Genomic DNA, 16789 nt, shown 5'->3' on the forward strand with positions numbered 1-16789 from the left:
AGACGACACACCGGATCGAGCCGCGTTCGCCGTGTCGTCCCTTCAATCACGAGTGATGCCCCTCTAATCACGCGTGATGCCCCTTAGGGCTGAGGGCGAGGCCGGCTCGGAGGACGCCGGCCGCGTGGAGCATGGCCGCGCGGGCGTCCGGGTCCACGCCGACGCGGTTCGCGAAGCCGTGTAGCTGGCCTTCGTGCCGGCGGTGGATCAGCGGGACTCCTGCTGCGGCCAGGCGGGCCGCGTATGCCTCGCCTTCGTCGCGGAGCAGGTCGAAGCCGCACGTGGCCACGTACGTCGGCGGGAGGCCGTCGAGGCTGTCGTCGTAGAGGACCGATGCTCGCGGATCGGTGTAAGAAGCCGGGTCGCGCACGTACTGGTCGCGGTACCAGCTCCACTCGTCGCGGTCGAGGCGGAAGCCCGAGCCGAACTGCCGGTGTGACTCCGACTCGCCGAGCGCGTCGGTCGCCGGGGTGAGCAGGAGGCTGAACACCGGCCGGGGCAGTTCGCCGCGGGCCGCCGCGTGGGCGACCACGGCCGCGAGGTTGGCGCCGCTGCTGTCGCCGCCCACTGCCAGCCGGGCCGGGTCGATGCCGAACTCCGCCGCGTGGTCGTGCACGAAGGAGAACGCCGCCACCGCGTCCGTGGCCGCCGCCGGGAACGGGTGCTCCGGGGCGAGCCGGTAGCCGATCGACACCACCCGCACCCCGGCTTCCTCGGCCAGCAGCCGGCACGCGCCTTCGTGCGTGTCGAGGCTGCCGAGCACGAACCCGCCGCCGTGGAAGTACACCAGCGCCGGGCCGCCCGCCGGGACGCCGTCCGGTTCGTACAGCCGCAGCGGCAGCGGCCCGCCGGGCCCGGGCCACGAAGAGTCGCGGATCCGGACGCCCGGGCAGATCCCGGCGCCGGCGAGCGCGCCCGCCAGATTCAGCTCCCGCCGGGCCCGCGCGAGGTCGCCATTCTGGTGCGGCGCGTCGAACGGCGCGAACCGCGCTACCCGCATCAGCATCCGCGCGGTGGGCACCGGCTGCCGGCCGTCCACCACCACCGGGCGCCCGGCGAGCACGCGCAGCACCGGCTCCGGCAGCCGCAGCAGGAAGCGCAGCCCGGTCATGATCGACCACACGAGCATTCGTCTCACACCGTATACAGTGGACACCGGTGCGAGGAGTTTCAACAAATGTCCGCGAAAATCGGATTCGCGTACAGCCACAAGTCCTCGAACGGGTTCGCTTGGCCGACGACGTCCGGCGTGGGCTCCGAATCGCCGTTCGTGCCGCGGACCCGCATGTAGAACGGCTCGCGCACGTTCCGGAAGGTGTGCCGGAAGACGACCTGGCGCCCGGGCGCCCAGCGTGGCTCGAACGATTCCACCGCCCGGGTGCCCGGCGCGGTCATCGCGTCGCGGTCGGTCACCGGGCCGGTGACCGGGCCCGCGACGACGTCCAGGCGGGCCAGCCGCGGCACCGCGCCGCCGCCGTTCGGCCGAGACGCCAGCCGCGCGCGGATCACCAGCGTCACGTCCGACCCGCGCCGGACCCGCAGCCGTCCGCCCAGGGTCGCCGAGGAAGCGCCGCTGTACGCGCCGACCTGCAGCTCCTGCGCGAGCCCGCCGTGCCCGCCCCAGATCCGGCCGGCCCGGAGGCCCTCCAAGACGCCTTCGAGGCTTCGCCGCGTCACGCCGACGTGCGTGCGGCTGAACTCGCCGGGGTAGAAGTCGGCGTACGGCGCGAGCAGCTGCGGGACGCCGGTGTCGAGCGGGTCGGGGAACTTGCCGTGCGTGTCGTACCAGTCGCCCGCCACGTCCGGGCGGACCAGCGTGTCGCCGCGGTTGTAGTGGGAGTCGGAGTTCGTGGTGATCCACCACGGCTTGCCCTCGGCGAGCAGCGAGTCCCAGAGCCCGCCGACCTTCGCCGTCGCCCAGTCCCAGCCGCCGTGCGTCCGGTACGCCTCGGGCGGATAGCCCGGCCACGAGTTCGAGCCGGGGCTGTTGGCGTAGCCGCCGCGCGCGCCGCCGTTGCCGAGCGGCTTCGGGAAGCCGTCGGCCTGCGCGCCGGGCGCGCCTTCCATGCCGATCACGATGTCCGGGGCGGCGTCGCGGTAGGCCCGCAGCTCGTGCGGGGCGACGCGGCCGTTGCGCAGCGGGTGGTTGATCAGCACGACCGGGGCGTGGATCCGCCGCGCGCGTTCTTCGTCGGCGAGCCACCGCAACGCCCGGAGCGCGAGGGCCTCGTTCGCCGGGCTCGACGCCTCCGAGTTCGTCAGCCGCCAGTCGAAGGCCCGCTCGAACTCGCGCAGCTTCGCGGCCTGCTGGTCCCCGGCCTGGAAGAACACGGTCGCGTGCTCGGCGCCCGGGACGTTCCACTCCATGCCGTGCCACAGCAGCAGGTCGGGGTACTTGCGCCGGGCGGCGAGGAAGTCGGCTTCCGTGGGCTCGACCGACGCCTTCTCGTGCTCGGCGTGGCCGTGGTCGGTGAAGACGATCCAGTCCGCGCCGTGTGCGCGCCCGCCGGCGGCGATCTGGTCGATCCGGTACATCGCGTCGTACGAGTACTGGCTGTGCGTGTGGTGGTCGCCGACCAGCCACTGGTAGCGGCCACACACCCGGCCCGGGTCGAGGTCGCCGTCGAGAGCGGCGGAAGCGGGGGCGGGGAGGGGCACGCTCGCGGCGGCGGCCGCGAGCCCGGCGCCCTTGAGGAACCGGCGTCTGTCCGTGGTCACGGCGGGACGCTAAGCCGCCGGAGTGAACGGGCGGTGTCCCGGCGGCCAACGTGTGCTGTGATCTTGGGTGTGGCGGAGAAATCACTGGCCCGGGTGCTGGTACCGGTGATCGTGCTGGCACTGGCCGCAGGCGCCGGGCTCGCGTTCTTCATCGCCGCGCTCGTCCGGCCGCCCGAACTGCCGGTGGACACGAACCCCGCGCCGCTCGCCGGCCACACGCTGTGCGCGGCGGTCGTCGTGACCTTTGCGTCCGATCAGGACATGCGGGCGGCGGCCGGGTCCTTCCACGACGACCCGAAGGCCCGGCGGGTGTTCGTGGACCCGCCGTCGATCTCGCTGCTCGCCGTCCCGGGCACCGACCTGAAGGCGTGGGCGCAGGAGCTGCACGTCCGTCTCCGCACGGCCGAGCGGGTCACAGTCCTCGACTCGGACGCGACGGCAGCGCAACTGAAACTCACCGCGCCGCCGCCGAAGTGCCCCCGCGAGGGCGAGTACTGAAAGCCGTGAATGGCACATTGAGGGACTTAGAGTCCCTCAATGTGCCATTCACGGACTTGGTCAGGAAGCCGGGACCGAGGCCACGCCCGGGGCCAGGAACGGCTTGCCGTTGACCCGCTCGGAGACGCCGGAGCGGTCCAGGTACGGCGTGATGCCGCCGTTCCAGAACGGCCAGCCCGCGCCCAGGATCAGGCACAGGTCGATGTCCTGCGCCTCGGCGACCACGCCCTCGTCGAGCATGATCCGGATCTCCTCGGCGATGGCGGACAGCGCCCGGTCACGCACCTGCTCCGAAGTGGACGGCTTGTCACCCTGCGTCCAGAGCTCAGCGACCTCCGGGTCCACCGACGCGTTGCCCTGGGCGTCCCACAGCCAGACGCCCTTCTTGCCCGCCTTGACGAACTTGGCGAGGTTGTCGGACACCGTGAACCGGTCCGGGAAGGACTCGTGCAGCGTCTCGCCGACGTGCAGTGCGATGGCCGGGCCGACGAGCTGCATCAGCGTCAGCGGCGTCATCGGCAGGCCGAGCGGCTCGAGGGCCTTGTCGGCGACCTCGAACGGCGTGCCCTCGTCGACGGTGACCAGCACCTCGCCCAGGAAGCGCAGCAGGAGCCGGTTGACGACGAACGCCGAAGCGTCCTTCACCAGCACGCTGGACTTCTTCAGCTGCTTGCCCACCGAGAACGCCGTCGCCAGCGACGCGTCGTCGGTCTGCTCGCCGCGGACGATCTCCAGCAGCGGCAGCACGGCCACCGGGTTGAAGAAGTGGAAGCCGACCACGCGCTCGGGGTGCTGCAGCTTCGACGCCATCGCGGTGATCGACAGCGACGAGGTGTTCGTCGCCAGGATCGCCTCGGGCTTGACGTGCTGCTCCAGCTCGGCGAACACCTGCTGCTTGACGCCCAGCTCCTCGAAGACGGCTTCGATGACGAAGTCGGCGTCGGAGAACGCGGCCTTGTCGAGCGAGCCCGTGACGAGCGCCTTGAGCCGGTTGGCGCCGTCCTGGGAGAGGCGCTTCTTGCCCAGCAGCTTGTCGATCTCGGCGTGGACGTAGCCGACGCCCTTGTCGACGCGCTCCTGGTCGACGTCGGTCAGCACGACCGGCACCTTCAGGCGGCGCACGAACAGCAGCGCGAGCTGGCTGGCCATCAGGCCGGCGCCGACGATGCCGACCTTGTTCACCTTGCGCGCCAGGTTCTTGTCCGGCGCGCCGGCCGGGCGCTTGGCGCGCTTGTTGACCAGGGTGAACGAGTACAGCCCGGCGCGCAGGACGTCGGACATGAGCAGCTCGGCGAGGCCGTCGGTCTCGGCCGCGTAGCCGCGGTCCAGATCGTTCTCGCGAGCCAGTTCCAGCAGCTCGACGGCCTTGGTCGCGCCCGGCGACGCGCCGTGCGTGCGCCCGTCCACAAGGGACTTGGCGCGCGCGATGGCCGCGTCCCACGCGGAACCGCGGTCGATCTCCGGGCGAGCCGGGGTGATCTCGCCGTTGACGACCTTCGCCAGCCACAGCAGCGACTGCTCGAGGTAGTCGGCCGAGCCGAAGACCGCGTCGACGATGCCGAGCTCGGCCGTCTGCTTGACGGTGAGCATCTTGTTCTGCGCCAAGGCGTTCTCGATGATCACCGTGACGGCCGCGTCCGCGCCGATCAGGTTCGGCAGCAGCTGCGTGCCGCCCCAGCCCGGGAACAGGCCTAGGAAGACCTCGGGGAACGCGATGGCGGCGGTGTTCTCCGACAGCGTCCGGTAGTGGCAGGACAGCGCCAGTTCCAGGCCGCCGCCCATGACCGCGCCGTTGACGAAACCGAACGTCGGAATCGAAGACTCGGTGAGGCGGCGGAACACGTCGTGCCCGGTCTGGGCGATCTCGCGCGCCAGCTCCGGGTCGCTCACGGACTCGACGCCCGAGAGGTCGGCGCCGACGGCGAAGATGAACGGCTTGCCGGTGACGGCGATCGCGGCCGGCCCGGCCTCGAACGCGACGTCCAGCGCGGCGTTCAGCGACACCAGGCCCTGCGGGCCGAAGGTGTTCGGCCGGGTGTGGTCGTGGCCGTTGTCGAGCGTGATCAGCGCGACGGGCTTCTCGAGCCCGGGCACCTTGACCAGGCGGGTCTTCGCTTCGGTGACGACCTCGTCCGGGAACGCGGCCTTCGCGGCTTCAGCGGTGAAAGTCATTACTTCGCCCCCTCGAACGCCGGGTTCTCCCAGATCACGGTGCCGCCCATGCCGATGCCGATGCACATCGTCGTCATGCCGTACCGCACGTCGGGCCGCTCGGCGAACTGGCGCGCCAGCTGCGTCATGAGCCGGACGCCGGACGACGCCAGCGGGTGGCCGCAGGCGATCGCGCCGCCCCACTGGTTCACGCGCGGGTCTTCGTCGTCGATGCCGAAGTGGTCGAGGAAGGCCAGCACCTGCACGGCGAAGGCCTCGTTGATCTCGAACAGGCCGATGTCGTCGATGGAGAGACCGGTGCGCTTGAAGAGCTTCTCGGTGGCCGGCACCGGGCCGATGCCCATGACCTCCGGCTCGACGCCGGCGAAGGAGTAGCCGACCAGCCGCATGGCGACGGGCAGGCCCAGCTCGCGGGCGGTCTCCTCGTCGGCGAGGATCGACGCGGTCGCGCCATCGTTGAGGCCCGCGGCGTTGCCCGCGGTGATCCGGCCGAACGGGCGGAACGGCGTCTTCAGGCCGGCGAGGGTCTCGAGCGTGGTGCCGGGGCGCGGCGGCTCGTCCTCGGTGGCCAGGCCCCAGCCGAGTTCCTTCGAACGGGTGGCGACCGGGACCAGCTCGGGGCCGATCTTGCCGGTCTTGACGGCCTCGGCGTAGCGCTCCTGGCTGCGCGCGGCGTAGGCGTCGGTGCGCTGCTTGGTGATCGCGGGGAACCGGTCGTGCAGGTTCTCGGCGGTCTGGCCCATGACGAGCGCGGTCGGGTCGACGAGCTTGTCGGCGATGATCCGCGGGTTCGGGTCGACGCCCTCGCCCATCGGGTGGCGGCCCATGTGCTCGACGCCACCGGCGATGGCGATGTCGTAGGCGCCGAAGCCGATGCCGGACGCGGCGGTCGTGACGGCCGTCATGGCGCCGGCGCACATGCGGTCGATGGCGAAGCCGGGCACCGACTTGGGCAGCCCGGCCAGCAGCGCGGCCGTGCGGCCGATGGTCAGGCCCTGGTCGCCCGTCTGGGTGGTGGCGGCGATGGCCACCTCGTCGACGCGCTCGGGCGGCAGTTCGGGGTGCCGCCGCAGCAGCTCGCGAATGGCGTTGACGACGAGGTCGTCGGCGCGGGTCCCGGCGTACATGCCCTTGTCGCCGGCCTTGCCGAAGGGGGTGCGGACCCCCTCGACGAAGGCGACATTGCGCACGCCTCGCGCGGTCGGCGCGAGCGGCGTTGCTGGTGCGGCCACGAATGCTCCATGAAGTAGACGTTGTTAGCCGCACGATAGCCCTTGTTACCCACCGGTAACCAGTGGTGTGGCCCGGTCGAGTGGGCTACGGCACACTCTGGGGCTTGAGGGTCCCGCCTTTGACGAGCCAGGCGACGCCGAACGCCTCCACCGCGATGGCCTCCAGCCACAGGGCCGGGTGCAGCTCCGGGATGAGGCCGAGGAACTTGGCCAGGGCGATCAGCACGAGGCAGGCGAGGATCGCGCCACCGCAGGTGCGGTAGAGCGCGCCGAACTTCTCCGGCTGCTCGCCGTCGTGGGGGAAGAGGCGGAGGCAGAAATAGGCGAGGGAGAGGAAGAACACGGCGGCGAAGACGAGGTGCAGGACGCCGGAGGTCCGGTCCCAGGCCGTCACGTCGTGGTCCGGCGTGGTGGGGAACAGCGCGAGGCCGATCGCCCCGAGACCGGCGACGCTGCTCGCGACGTTGTCGACGCGGTCGTGGCCGTAGTAGGCGAGCAGGAACACCCCGGCCGCGCACATCGCGCCGACCAGGACGTCCCGCAGGTCGGTGTAGTAGTAGCCGCTGAGCGAGCCGATGAGGTCGCCGCCCTGGACCAGCTGCTTGCCGAGGATGAGGGCGAACGGCAGGGCGAGCCCGATGAGCCCGATGGCGCGCCGCAGGAACAGGTACGAGTGGACGAGGGTGGTCTGCGGGGATGTGGTCGCCGTGGTCATGGCCGCCTCCGGGGGTTCACTGAGGTGAATCGGCCTGGAGATGCCCACGGGTGAGGCTTGTTACCGCGGAGTTGTCCAGATCCTCAGCTGATCGTTACGCAGCTCGGCGAAGGCGCCGTCGCGGTGGGCGGTGGGGCGGAATCCCGGGGCGAAGCCGATGCGGGCACCTTCGGCGGGGTCCCAGACCTCGAAGCCCGCCTCGGCGGCGACGTACAGCAGACCGCCGTGGGCCCACATCCGCCCGGCAGTGAGATCGCGCCCTCAGTGTCGACCGGCGGCGAAAACCATTTACCGCGCGCCGAGGTGGGCCAGCCAGCCGCCCTTCGCCGAGATGTCCTCCGAGCCTTCCGTAGCTGCCGGTTCGCACAGGAAGCCGGATACCGACCGGCCGTCCGCCAGTTCCAGCTTCCCGATCGCCAGCGGGGCCGGGATCCCGGCCACGAACTCGCCGAAACCCCGCGGCGGCAGCTCCCAGACCTCCGCGGCCACCGACACACCGCCGGACGCGACCCGCACCAGTCCCGGCTTCGGCGGCACGGTGTCCAGCGCGTACAACCGGTACGCAGGCGCCGTCGAAACCTCGGACACGAACCGGCCGCCGCGGGAGGTCAGCTCGTGGTTCAGCGGCTGACCCCGCAGATGTGCGCCGACCACCACGATCGGGACCCTTTCACTCCGCAGTCCCGCCAAGGCGGCCAGCTTCAGGTCGTCGTGCGGGGCACCGAGGAACATCACGCCGAACGGGCGCCCGGCCACCGTGCCCGCGGGAACCGCCAACGCCGACAGCCCGAACAGGTTGGTCGAGTTGGTGAACCGGCCCAGGCGTGCGTTGACCGCGACCGGGTCCGCCGCGACCTCCGCCAGAGTCGGGTGCTCGGTCGTCGTCGGGACCAGGAGCGCGTCGACGCCGGCGAGTGCGGCGAGTGCTTCCGCCCGCAGGTCCCTCAGCGTCTCCTGGTCGGCGAACAGCCGGTGCGCCCGGATGTCCCGGGCGGGGCTGATGATCGACCGCACGATCGGGTCGACGGCGTCCGGGCGGGCGTCGATGAACTCGCCGACCGCGGTGTACCGCTCGGCGACGAACGCGCCGCCGTACAACAGCCGGGCCGCCTCCAGGAACGCCGAAATGTCCACAGTGGTCACTTCGGCGCCTGTCGTGGCGTAGTCCGACACCGCGGCTTCGAACGCCTCGGCCCAGCCGGGCGCCAGCGGGCCCAGCTGGTCCGGGGACGGCACGCCGAGCCGGAAGCGTCCCGTGTGGACCTGGGCGGGTTCGGCGAGGCAGGTCAGCGCGAACGACGCCTCCTCGACCGTCCGCGCGAACAGCGACACGCAGTCGATGCTCGCGCACGCGGGGACGACGCCCTCGGTCGGCAGGAGGCCCGGTGTCGGCTTGAGCCCGACGATCCCGTTGAACGCCGCCGGCACCCGGCCCGAGCCCGCGGTGTCCGTCCCCAGCGCCAGATCGACGATGCCCAGCGCGACCGCCACCGCCGATCCCGAGCTGGATCCGCCGGAGACGTAAGCCGGGTCCACGGCGTTGCGGACCGCGCCGTACGGGCTGCGCGTCCCGACCAGGCCGGTCGCGAACTGGTCCAGGTTCGTCGTGCCGAGCACCAGCGCCCCGGCCGCCCGCAGCCGGGCGACGACCGGCGCGTCGGTCTCCGGCTTGTACGCGTACGCCGGGCAGGCCGCCGTCGTCGGCAGGCCCGCGACGTCGATGTTGCCCTTGACCGCCACAAGCTTGCCGTAGAGCGGCAAGCCGCGTTCCTCCAGCGCGGCGGCCTCGGCCAGGACGTCGGCTTCCGGCCGGAGGTCGATCCAGATCTCCGGCCGGTCCACCTGCTCGATGCGCCGGTAGGCGGCCCGCACCCGCTCCTCGATCGCGGTCATCCCAGCACCACCAGCGGGGTGCCGGGCGCGACCTGGTCGCCGGGGGACACGAGCACTTCGACCACCTCACCGCCGGCCGGCGCGGGGATCCGCGCCTCCGTCTTCATCGCCTCCAAGGTCACCAGCGACTGCGCATTTTCGACGCGCTCGCCCGCCGTGACGTCCACCCGCCACACCGTCGCCGCGAACGGCGCCTCCACGACGTGCCCGCCCGGGGGCGCCTCGACCCGCGCCGGCGGCCGGGTGACCGGCTCCGGCTTCGGGTCGAACTCGCCCGCCGCGGCCCACGCCTGCCGTTCCGCCTCGAACGCCGCCGCCTGCGTCGCCCGGAATCCGGCGATGCTCCCGGCGTTGTCCGCGAGGAACTTCTGGTAGTCCGCCAGCGCGAAAGACCCCTCGGTGGTGTCAAGTTCCAGCTTCCCGGACGCGCTTTGGGCCCGCAGGTCCAGGAGTTCTTCGGCCGACACCGGGTACCAGGAGATCCGGTCGAAGAACCGCAGTGCCCACGGCTGGTCGCCGCCGCGCCAGCTGTTCCACACCTGGACGGTCCGGCCGACGAACTGGTAGCCGCCCGGCCCTTCCATGCCGTAGATGCAGAGGTAGGCGCCGCCGATGCCGACGGAGTTCTCCGCGGTCCACGTCCGCGCCGGGTTGTACTTCGTCGTGACCAGCCGGTGGCGCGGGTCCAGCGGCGTCGCGACCGGCGCGCCGAGGTAGACGTCGCCGAGGCCCAGCACGAGGTATTCGGCGTCGAACACCGTCCGGTAGACGTCGTCCACACTGGACAGCCCGTTCACGCGCCGGATGAACTCGATGTTCCACGGGCACCACGGCGCGTCGTCGCGCACGCCGGTCATGTACCGCTCGATCGCCTCGCGCGTCGCGGGGTCGTCCCACGACAGCGGGAGCCGGACGCTGCGGCTCGGCACCACGAGGGCGTGTGTCGGCGGCAGGTCCCGCTCGAGCTCGCGGACCAGCCCGAGCGCCTTGCCGACCGGCAGCGAGTCCGGGTCGACGTGCACCTGCAGCGACCGGATGCCCGGTGTCAGGTCGACGATCCCCGGCACGCCCTCGGCGGCGAGCCGTTCCGCGAGCGCGTGCACCCGCATCCGCAGCGCCAGGTCGAGCTTCATCTCGCCGTACTCGACCAGCAGGTTGTCGTCCCCGCTGCGGCGGTAGGTGACCGACGGCTCACTGTCGGACTCGGGGTCGGCCTCGGGCAGCCGCGCCAGGACACCGCCGTCGTGGCGCGCGGTCCGGCTCGGCTCGATCGCCGACGCGGGCCGCGTCCGCAGTGCGGCCGCGTGGTCGGTGCCGATCGGCACGAACCGCACGGTGTCGCCCGGCCGCAGCTGCCCGAGCTTCCACCGCTCGCCGGTGGCGACCGTCGCCGGGCAGACGAACCCGCCCAGGCTCGGCCCGTCCGGGCCGAGCAGGATCGGCAGGTCGCCGGTGTAGTCGACGGCGCCGATCGCGTACGGCGTGTCGTGGATGTTCGACGGGTGCAGGCCCGCCTCGCCGCCGTCCGCCCGCGCCCACTTGGGCCGCGGCCCGACGAGCCGGACGCCGGTGCGCGCCGAGTTGAAGTGCACCTGCCAGTCGGTGGCGTAGAACGTGTCGACGTCTTCGGGGGTGAAGAACTCCGGTGCCGCGTGCGGTCCTTCGAGGGCGCCGACCGTCCAATGAGGATCGAAGGCCGGCCGGTCGGCTTCCGCGACCGGCCCCACGACCGGGTCCGCGGGGGCCGGTCCGGGCTGCAGGACGTCGCCCGCGGCGAGCGCGCGGCCGCCGTGGCCGCCGAACTTCCCCAGCGTGAAGGTCGCCGCGCTGCCGAGGAACTCCGGCACGTCGATGCCGCCGCGCACCAGGACGTAGTTGCGCAATCCGGCCGTGCAGGCCCGGACGTCGAGCGTCGCGCCCGCGGGGACTTCGACGGGTGTCCATGACGGAACCTCGGTGCCGTCGACGAGAACCGTCGTCGGCGCGCCGGTGACGCACACCTCGGTGGCGTGCGAGAACCGCAGCGTGACGCCGTCCACAGTGCACTCCAGGCCGGGCGCGCCTTCCGGGTTGCCCAGCGCGAGGTTGCCCAGTCGCAGCGAAAGGTCGTCCATCGGGCCGCTCGGCGGCACCCCGACGGGCCAGTAGCCGGTGCGGCCCGGCCAGTCCTGCACGGTCGTCATCGTCCCGCCGCGGACGACGTCGATCCGCGGTTCCGCGTCCTCGACTTCGTCCAAAGTGGACGTGTCGTGCGTCGCCGAGCCGAAGGCGGCGTCGGCGGCCGCGGCCCGCAGCTGCCCGAGGTTCGTCCGCACACCGTCGACCCGGGTCGAAGCGAGCGCTTCCCGCAGGTTCGCCAGGGCGTCTTCGCGGTCGGTGCCGGTGCAGATCACCTTGGCCAGCAACGGGTCGTAGTGCGTGGTGACGGTGGTCCCCGGCTCGACCCAGGTGTCGACGCGGGTGTCTCCGGGCAGCGTGACCCGGGTGACGAGCCCCGCGCTCGGCCGGTGCCCGGCGCTCGGGTCCTCGGCGTACACGCGTGCCTCGACGGCGTGCCCGCGGGCGACCGGCACCGCGCGGAACATCGCGCGGTCGCCCTGGGTGAGCCGCAGCATCCAGGCGACGAGGTCGACGCCGTAGACCGCCTCGGTGACCGGGTGCTCGACCTGCAACCGGGTGTTGACTTCAAGGAACGCCGCCTCGCCGCGCTCGGCGTCGTAGACATATTCGACGGTGCCGGCCGAGCGATACCGCACTGACGAGCACAGCGCGACGGAGGACTCAACCAGGTGCTTCCGGACGGCGTCGGGCAGGTCCGGTGCCGGGCACTCCTCGACGACCTTCTGGTTGCGCCGCTGCAGCGAGCAGTCGCGCGTGCCCAGGGCCAGGACCTCGCCCAGGCCGTCGCCGAACACCTGGACCTCGACGTGCCGCGCGCGGGTCACCAGCCGTTCGAGGAAGACGCCGGAACTGGCGAAGCTCTTGGCCGCGACGCTGCGCACGGTCTCCCATGCGGCGCGCAGCTCGTCCGGGGACGCGCACGCGCGCATCCCGATCCCGCCTCCGCCGCCGGTCGCCTTGAGCATCACCGGGTAGCCGATGCCTTCGGCGCGGGCCAGCGCTTCGTCCACATCGGACAGCAGGCCGGTGCCGGCCAGCAGCGGCACGCCGGCCGCGATCGCCGCTTCACGCGCGGTGTGCTTGCTGCCGAACACCTCCAGGTGTTCCGGGGACGGCCCGGCGAACGCGATCTTGGCGTCCTCGCAGGCCCGCGCGAACGCCGCGTCCTCCGAGAGGAAGCCGTAGCCGGGGTGGATCGCGTCGCAGCTCGTGTCGAGCGCGGCCTGGATGATCGCTTCGCCTCGCAGGTAGCTTTCCGCGGCGGGCGCCGGGCCGAGCCGGACGGCCCGGTCGGCGAGCCGCACGTGCGGGGCGAGGCGGTCGGCGTCGGAGTACACCGCGACGGTCTCGAGACCCAGTTCCTTGGCGCTGCGCAGGATCCGGACCGCGATCTCGCCGCGGTTGGCGACGAGCAGCCTCACTCGCCGCCTCCGGAGGAGGTGACGACCAGCCGCACCGGCGTCGGGTCGAAGCCGTTGCAGGGGTTGTTGATCTGCGGGCAGTTCGAGACGAGCACGAGCACGTCGGTCTCCGCGCGCAGCCGGACCTCCAGGCCCGGCGCGGAGATGCCGTCGACGATGCCGAGGGTGCCGTCCGCCTCGACCGGCACGTTCATGTACCAGTTGACGTTGCTGACCAGGTCGCGCTTGCCCAGGCCCCACTTGGCGCCCTCGATGAGGAAGTTCTCGACGCAGGCGTGCTGGTGACGGGTGTGCTGGCCGTAGCGGAGGCTGTTGGACTCCTTGCTGCACGCGCCGCCGAGCGTGTCGTGGCGCCCGCAGGTGTCGGCGACGACGGTCAGCAGCGGGGCGCCTTCCTGGGTGCGCAGCACGCTGCCCGTGGTCAGGAAGATGTTGCCCTGCGCGGCGATCGTCGCGGCCGCGCTGTAGCGCTTGGCGGTGTCGTTCGCGTCGTAGCAGAGGAAGTCGACGGCCTGGTTGCCGCCCAGGTCGACGATCGTCAGCTCCTGGCCCCGCTTCAGGACCGTGGAGAACGGCGCCCGCGCGGGGACGTCGTAGCTGATTTCCAGCCGGGACTCGTACGCCGTGCTCATGCGATCCCCCGGGCCGTGAGGTAGTCGGCGGTGTTCTCGAAGGCGCGCCGCGCCTCCGGACTGTGCGTCCATTCCGGACTGTCCGGTGTGGATGGACGGTCTCGCCAGGCGAGGACCTCCAGTTTGGTCACCGTGTAATCGGGCCGCGGGTCGACCGGGTGCGCCACGTTGGCCACCAGCACGATCGCCGGGATCTCGATCCGCAGGTCGACGGCCTTGCCCGCGCCCGCGGAGCCGGTGAACTCCAGCCCGCCTTCGGGCTGGACCCGCACGCCCTGGAAGAGCGACAGGCTCGGTGGCAGGTCGCGCGGCTCCAGGCCGTTCTTCGCCGCCGCCAAGGTGAACAGCGCGAGCCCGGCGGGGGAGGGGCCTTCGGGGGACCCGCTGCCGTGGCGCGCCGTATTTTCGTCCACAGTGGACGTTCCGCACAGGGCGTCGTGCCGCCCGCTGGAATCCGCGACGATCGTGGCCAGCACCCGCGCCTGGTCCGACAGCAGCGCCACCGACTCGCCGAGGTAGGCGTTCCACTGCACCTTGACCGTGTCGGCGACGTTCAGCCGTTCCCACGGCTGGTCGGCGTTGAACAGCAGCAGGTGCGCGCAGGCGTCGCCGTCGACGTCGGTCAGCCGCAGCCGCGTGCCCCGGGCCAGCACCTTGTGCGTGTACCCGCCGCCGGCCACGGTCTCGGCCCAGGTCAGCGCCTCGGGCGCGACCCCGGGCGGGGTTGACGGCCAAGTGCTCGCCGGGATCGACGGCATCGTGTCGACGACGGTGCCTGCCTGGGCGCGGGCGTGGTCGCGAGCGCCGTAGGTCGTCGCGGTGGTGCTCATGGCGTCCTCTCTGAGAGCGCGGGTTCGAGGGCGGGAGCGGGACGCAGCCGCAGCCAGCAGAGCCGGCCGATCACCAGCGCGCCGCCGACGAACTCTATCGGGAACAAGAGCATCCAGGGGGAGCCCGAACCGGAGAGATCGTAGATCTCCGCACGGGGCCAGGCGATGTTCACGATCATGCCGATTCCGTAGAGAACGACCGCCACGTTCACCGCGACGCCCCAGCGACCGAGGGAGAACCGGCCGGCCTCCGCGGGGAACCGCCCGCGCAGCCGGTTCACCAGCAGCGGGCCGGTGACCAGCAGGTACGCCAGGTAGACGACCACCACCGACGTCCCGGTGATCGTGCTGAACAGCGTCGGGTTGCCGACGTTGAGCAGCAGCAGCCCGATGGCCAGGGCACCGGACAGCAGCGCGGGTGCGACCGGCGTCCCCGTGCGCGGGCTCACCGACGAAAGTCGGGTGGACCCGGGAAGGGCGCCGTCGCGGGCCATCGCGTAGATCAGCCGGACGGTGCCGGTCTGGATGGTCAGGGTGCAGACCACGACGGCGACCGCGACGTCGGCGAGGAAGACCCGGCCGAGCGTGTCGCCGAAGACGGCGGTGATCACGTACGGCAGGCCGTGGCCGGCGAGCTGCCCGTCGGTGAGGCTCGGCGCGGCCATCAGCGCGGTGACGACCACCGCGAGGCCGCCGATCCCGGAGACGAGCACGGCCCGCAGCACCGCCCGCGGAGCCGCCCGGCGCGCGTCCTTCGTCTCCTCCGCGACCGATGCGGCGGTGTCGAAGCCGTAGAGGACGTACGCGGCCATAAGTGCCGAAGCGAGCACGCCCCCGATGCCGGCGCTCGTGCCCGGGGCGTCGTGCAGCACCACCTGCGGGCCCCGCACGGCGAACAGCCCGAGCCCGGTCACGAGCACCACGACGCCGACGAGTTCGGCCGCCACGCCGACGTCGTTGATCCGCGCCATCAGCCGGACCCCGCCGGCGTTCACCGCGGTGGTGAAGACGAGCAGCAGCGTGCCGAGCAGCACGGCGTTGGCCGCGCCCGAGGGCGACGTCACCGACGGGTCGCCGCCGACGAGCTGGAAGCCGTCCCACACCGATGGCAGTACGACCTGCAGCGCGATCGCGGCGGCCGCGAGGGCGACGATGCAGCCGAGGAGCATCATCCAGCCGGCCAGCCAGCCGAGGAACCCCTTCGACAGCTGTTTCGCCCACTGGTACACGGATCCGGCGAGCGGGTAGCGCGCGGCGAGCTCGGCGAACATCAGCGCGACGAGCAGCTGGCCGGCCAGGACGACGGGCCACGTCCAGAAGAAGAGCGGCCCGCCGAAGGTGTAGCCGAAGCCGAAGAGCTGGAAGACGGTGGTGAGGATGGAGACGAAGGAGAAGCCGGCGGCGAAGGCGGAGAACCCGCCCAGCGACCGGCGAAGCTCCTGGCGGTAACCGAAGGCGGCGAGTTCGTCGGGTGGGGTCATGCGCGCTCCTGACCTGGTTTCGATCGCTTGACAGAAATTAGGTCTTCACCGCGACGCGATGATCTCCGCCGTGTTAGGGGTCCGTTAACGGCGGCATCGACACGGTGTCAATGACGACATCCGGGCGTAACCGCACCTCCGTGCGCGTGTCGTGGCCGCGGACCTGGCAAGATCACATCCGTGGGCAAAGGGTCGGGAGTAGGCAGGCCGAGGGCGAGCGGAGCGGCGGCGAACCGCCCGGACGCGCGCCAGGCGGTGCTCGACGCGGCGGGTGAGCTGTTCACCGGAGCCGGGTACGCGGCCACGACGACCAGAGCGATCGCCGAACGCGCGGGACTGCGCCAGGCGTCGCTCTATTACCACTTCCCGGCGAAGGAAGACATCCTCGCGGCGCTGCTGGCCGAGACGGTCCGCCCGTCACTGGCCCTGGCGGCCCGGCTGGTGGCCGGCGAGGCCCCGGCGGCGGTCCGGCTGTGGGCGCTGGCGTACGCGGACATCGGCCTGCTCGGCGGAGCCCGCCACAACCTGGGCGCGCTGTACCTGCTGCCCGAGGTCGGCTCACCCAACCTGGCCCGCTTCCGCACGGAACGCGCGGAGCTGAAGGCGGCCTACGGCCGCCTGGTGGCGGCTTCGGGCGTGGCGCCGGACGCGGTGGCGATCCGGACGGACCTGGTGTTCGGGCTGGTGGAAAGCATCGCGGTGATCCGCCGCGACGACCCGGCTTTGGACGTCGAGGCCCACGTGCGGGAGGGGGCCGACGGGGTGGTCCGGCTGGTCGGGCTGGGTGAGCCGTCGGCGGAACTGCGCGCCGAGGCGCACGCCTTGCTGGCGACGCTCACCGACTGACCGGCCCCGAACCCCAAATGTGGCATTGGGTGCGTTGGACGCACCCAATGCCACATTGGGTGCGGGAGAGGCCAGGGTTCCGGCAAAGTCGGCTGCTGCTGCGATGTCGTGAATGACTCATTCAGGTCTTCGGAGGTCCTGAATGAGTCATTCAAGACCTCCGGCGAGCCGCCGAACCGCGCGACTTTGCCGGGTCTCTGCAGGAGAGGACGGGGGGAAGCTTCTTGAGG

13 protein-coding genes are annotated in these 16789 nt (G+C 71.9%); 2 read left to right on the top strand and 11 right to left on the bottom strand.

Annotation, left to right across the window (positions count from 1 at the left end; genetic code table 11):
- Positions 1-67: 67 nt before the first annotated feature.
- Together A3CE_RS0136785 and A3CE_RS0136790 are read right to left on the bottom strand one after the other, a co-directional pair.
- Positions 68-1129, bottom strand: a complete 1062-nt coding sequence (locus A3CE_RS0136785) for an alpha/beta hydrolase (RefSeq protein WP_020645106.1) — start codon at positions 1127-1129, stop codon at positions 68-70.
- Between the two features lie 41 nt (positions 1130-1170).
- The gene (locus tag A3CE_RS0136790) at positions 1171-2718 is read right to left on the bottom strand and encodes a twin-arginine translocation signal domain-containing protein (RefSeq protein ID WP_020645107.1); all 1548 of its coding nucleotides are present in this window, start codon (positions 2716-2718) and stop codon (positions 1171-1173) included.
- Between the two features lie 69 nt (positions 2719-2787).
- On the opposite strand from A3CE_RS0136790, the gene A3CE_RS0136795 reads away from it, so the two are divergent.
- Complete coding sequence (locus A3CE_RS0136795) at positions 2788-3216, top strand: hypothetical protein (RefSeq protein WP_245589643.1); 429 nt, start codon at positions 2788-2790, stop codon at positions 3214-3216.
- Between the two features lie 60 nt (positions 3217-3276).
- Here A3CE_RS0136795 and A3CE_RS0136800 read toward each other — a convergent pair whose 3' ends face one another.
- The 9 genes from A3CE_RS0136800 to A3CE_RS0136840 form a co-directional block, all read right to left on the bottom strand.
- The gene (locus A3CE_RS0136800; protein WP_020645109.1) at positions 3277-5388 is read right to left on the bottom strand and encodes a 3-hydroxyacyl-CoA dehydrogenase NAD-binding domain-containing protein; all 2112 of its coding nucleotides are present in this window, start codon (positions 5386-5388) and stop codon (positions 3277-3279) included.
- On the bottom strand, positions 5388-6578 hold the full coding sequence (locus tag A3CE_RS0136805) for a thiolase family protein (RefSeq protein WP_020645110.1): 1191 nt from the start codon (positions 6576-6578) through the stop codon (positions 5388-5390). Before A3CE_RS0136805 ends, A3CE_RS0136800 begins: the two co-directional genes overlap by 1 nt.
- 127 nt (positions 6579-6705) lie before the next feature.
- Positions 6706-7335, bottom strand: a complete 630-nt coding sequence (locus A3CE_RS0136810) for a DUF998 domain-containing protein (protein ID WP_020645111.1) — start codon at positions 7333-7335, stop codon at positions 6706-6708.
- 60 nt (positions 7336-7395) lie between these two features.
- Positions 7396-7572, bottom strand: a complete 177-nt coding sequence (locus A3CE_RS55560; RefSeq protein ID WP_020645112.1) for a hypothetical protein — start codon at positions 7570-7572, stop codon at positions 7396-7398.
- Between the two features lie 51 nt (positions 7573-7623).
- A complete protein-coding gene (locus tag A3CE_RS0136820; protein WP_020645113.1) occupies positions 7624-9228 on the bottom strand; it encodes an allophanate hydrolase in 1605 nt (534 codons plus the stop codon).
- The gene (gene uca / locus A3CE_RS0136825) at positions 9225-12770 is read right to left on the bottom strand and encodes an urea carboxylase (protein ID WP_020645114.1); all 3546 of its coding nucleotides are present in this window, start codon (positions 12768-12770) and stop codon (positions 9225-9227) included. Before uca ends, A3CE_RS0136820 begins: the two co-directional genes overlap by 4 nt.
- Positions 12767-13402, bottom strand: coding sequence for an urea amidolyase associated protein UAAP2 (locus A3CE_RS0136830; RefSeq protein ID WP_020645115.1), 636 nt, complete (start codon positions 13400-13402; stop codon positions 12767-12769). Before A3CE_RS0136830 ends, uca begins: the two co-directional genes overlap by 4 nt.
- Positions 13399-14232, bottom strand: a complete 834-nt coding sequence (locus tag A3CE_RS0136835) for an urea amidolyase associated protein UAAP1 (RefSeq protein ID WP_020645116.1) — start codon at positions 14230-14232, stop codon at positions 13399-13401. Before A3CE_RS0136835 ends, A3CE_RS0136830 begins: the two co-directional genes overlap by 4 nt.
- On the bottom strand, positions 14229-15713 hold the full coding sequence (locus A3CE_RS0136840; RefSeq protein ID WP_020645117.1) for an amino acid permease: 1485 nt from the start codon (positions 15711-15713) through the stop codon (positions 14229-14231). The genes A3CE_RS0136835 and A3CE_RS0136840 overlap by 4 nt, the downstream gene beginning before the upstream one ends.
- Before the next feature lie 180 nt (positions 15714-15893).
- Between A3CE_RS0136840 and A3CE_RS0136845 the strand changes: the two genes are divergently transcribed.
- Positions 15894-16559, top strand: coding sequence for a TetR/AcrR family transcriptional regulator (locus tag A3CE_RS0136845; RefSeq protein WP_026469215.1), 666 nt, complete (start codon positions 15894-15896; stop codon positions 16557-16559).
- The last annotated feature ends 230 nt before the right edge of the window (positions 16560-16789 follow it).

The organism is Amycolatopsis balhimycina FH 1894, from assembly GCF_000384295.1.
Taxonomy (GTDB): Bacteria; Actinomycetota; Actinomycetes; order Mycobacteriales; family Pseudonocardiaceae; genus Amycolatopsis; species Amycolatopsis balhimycina.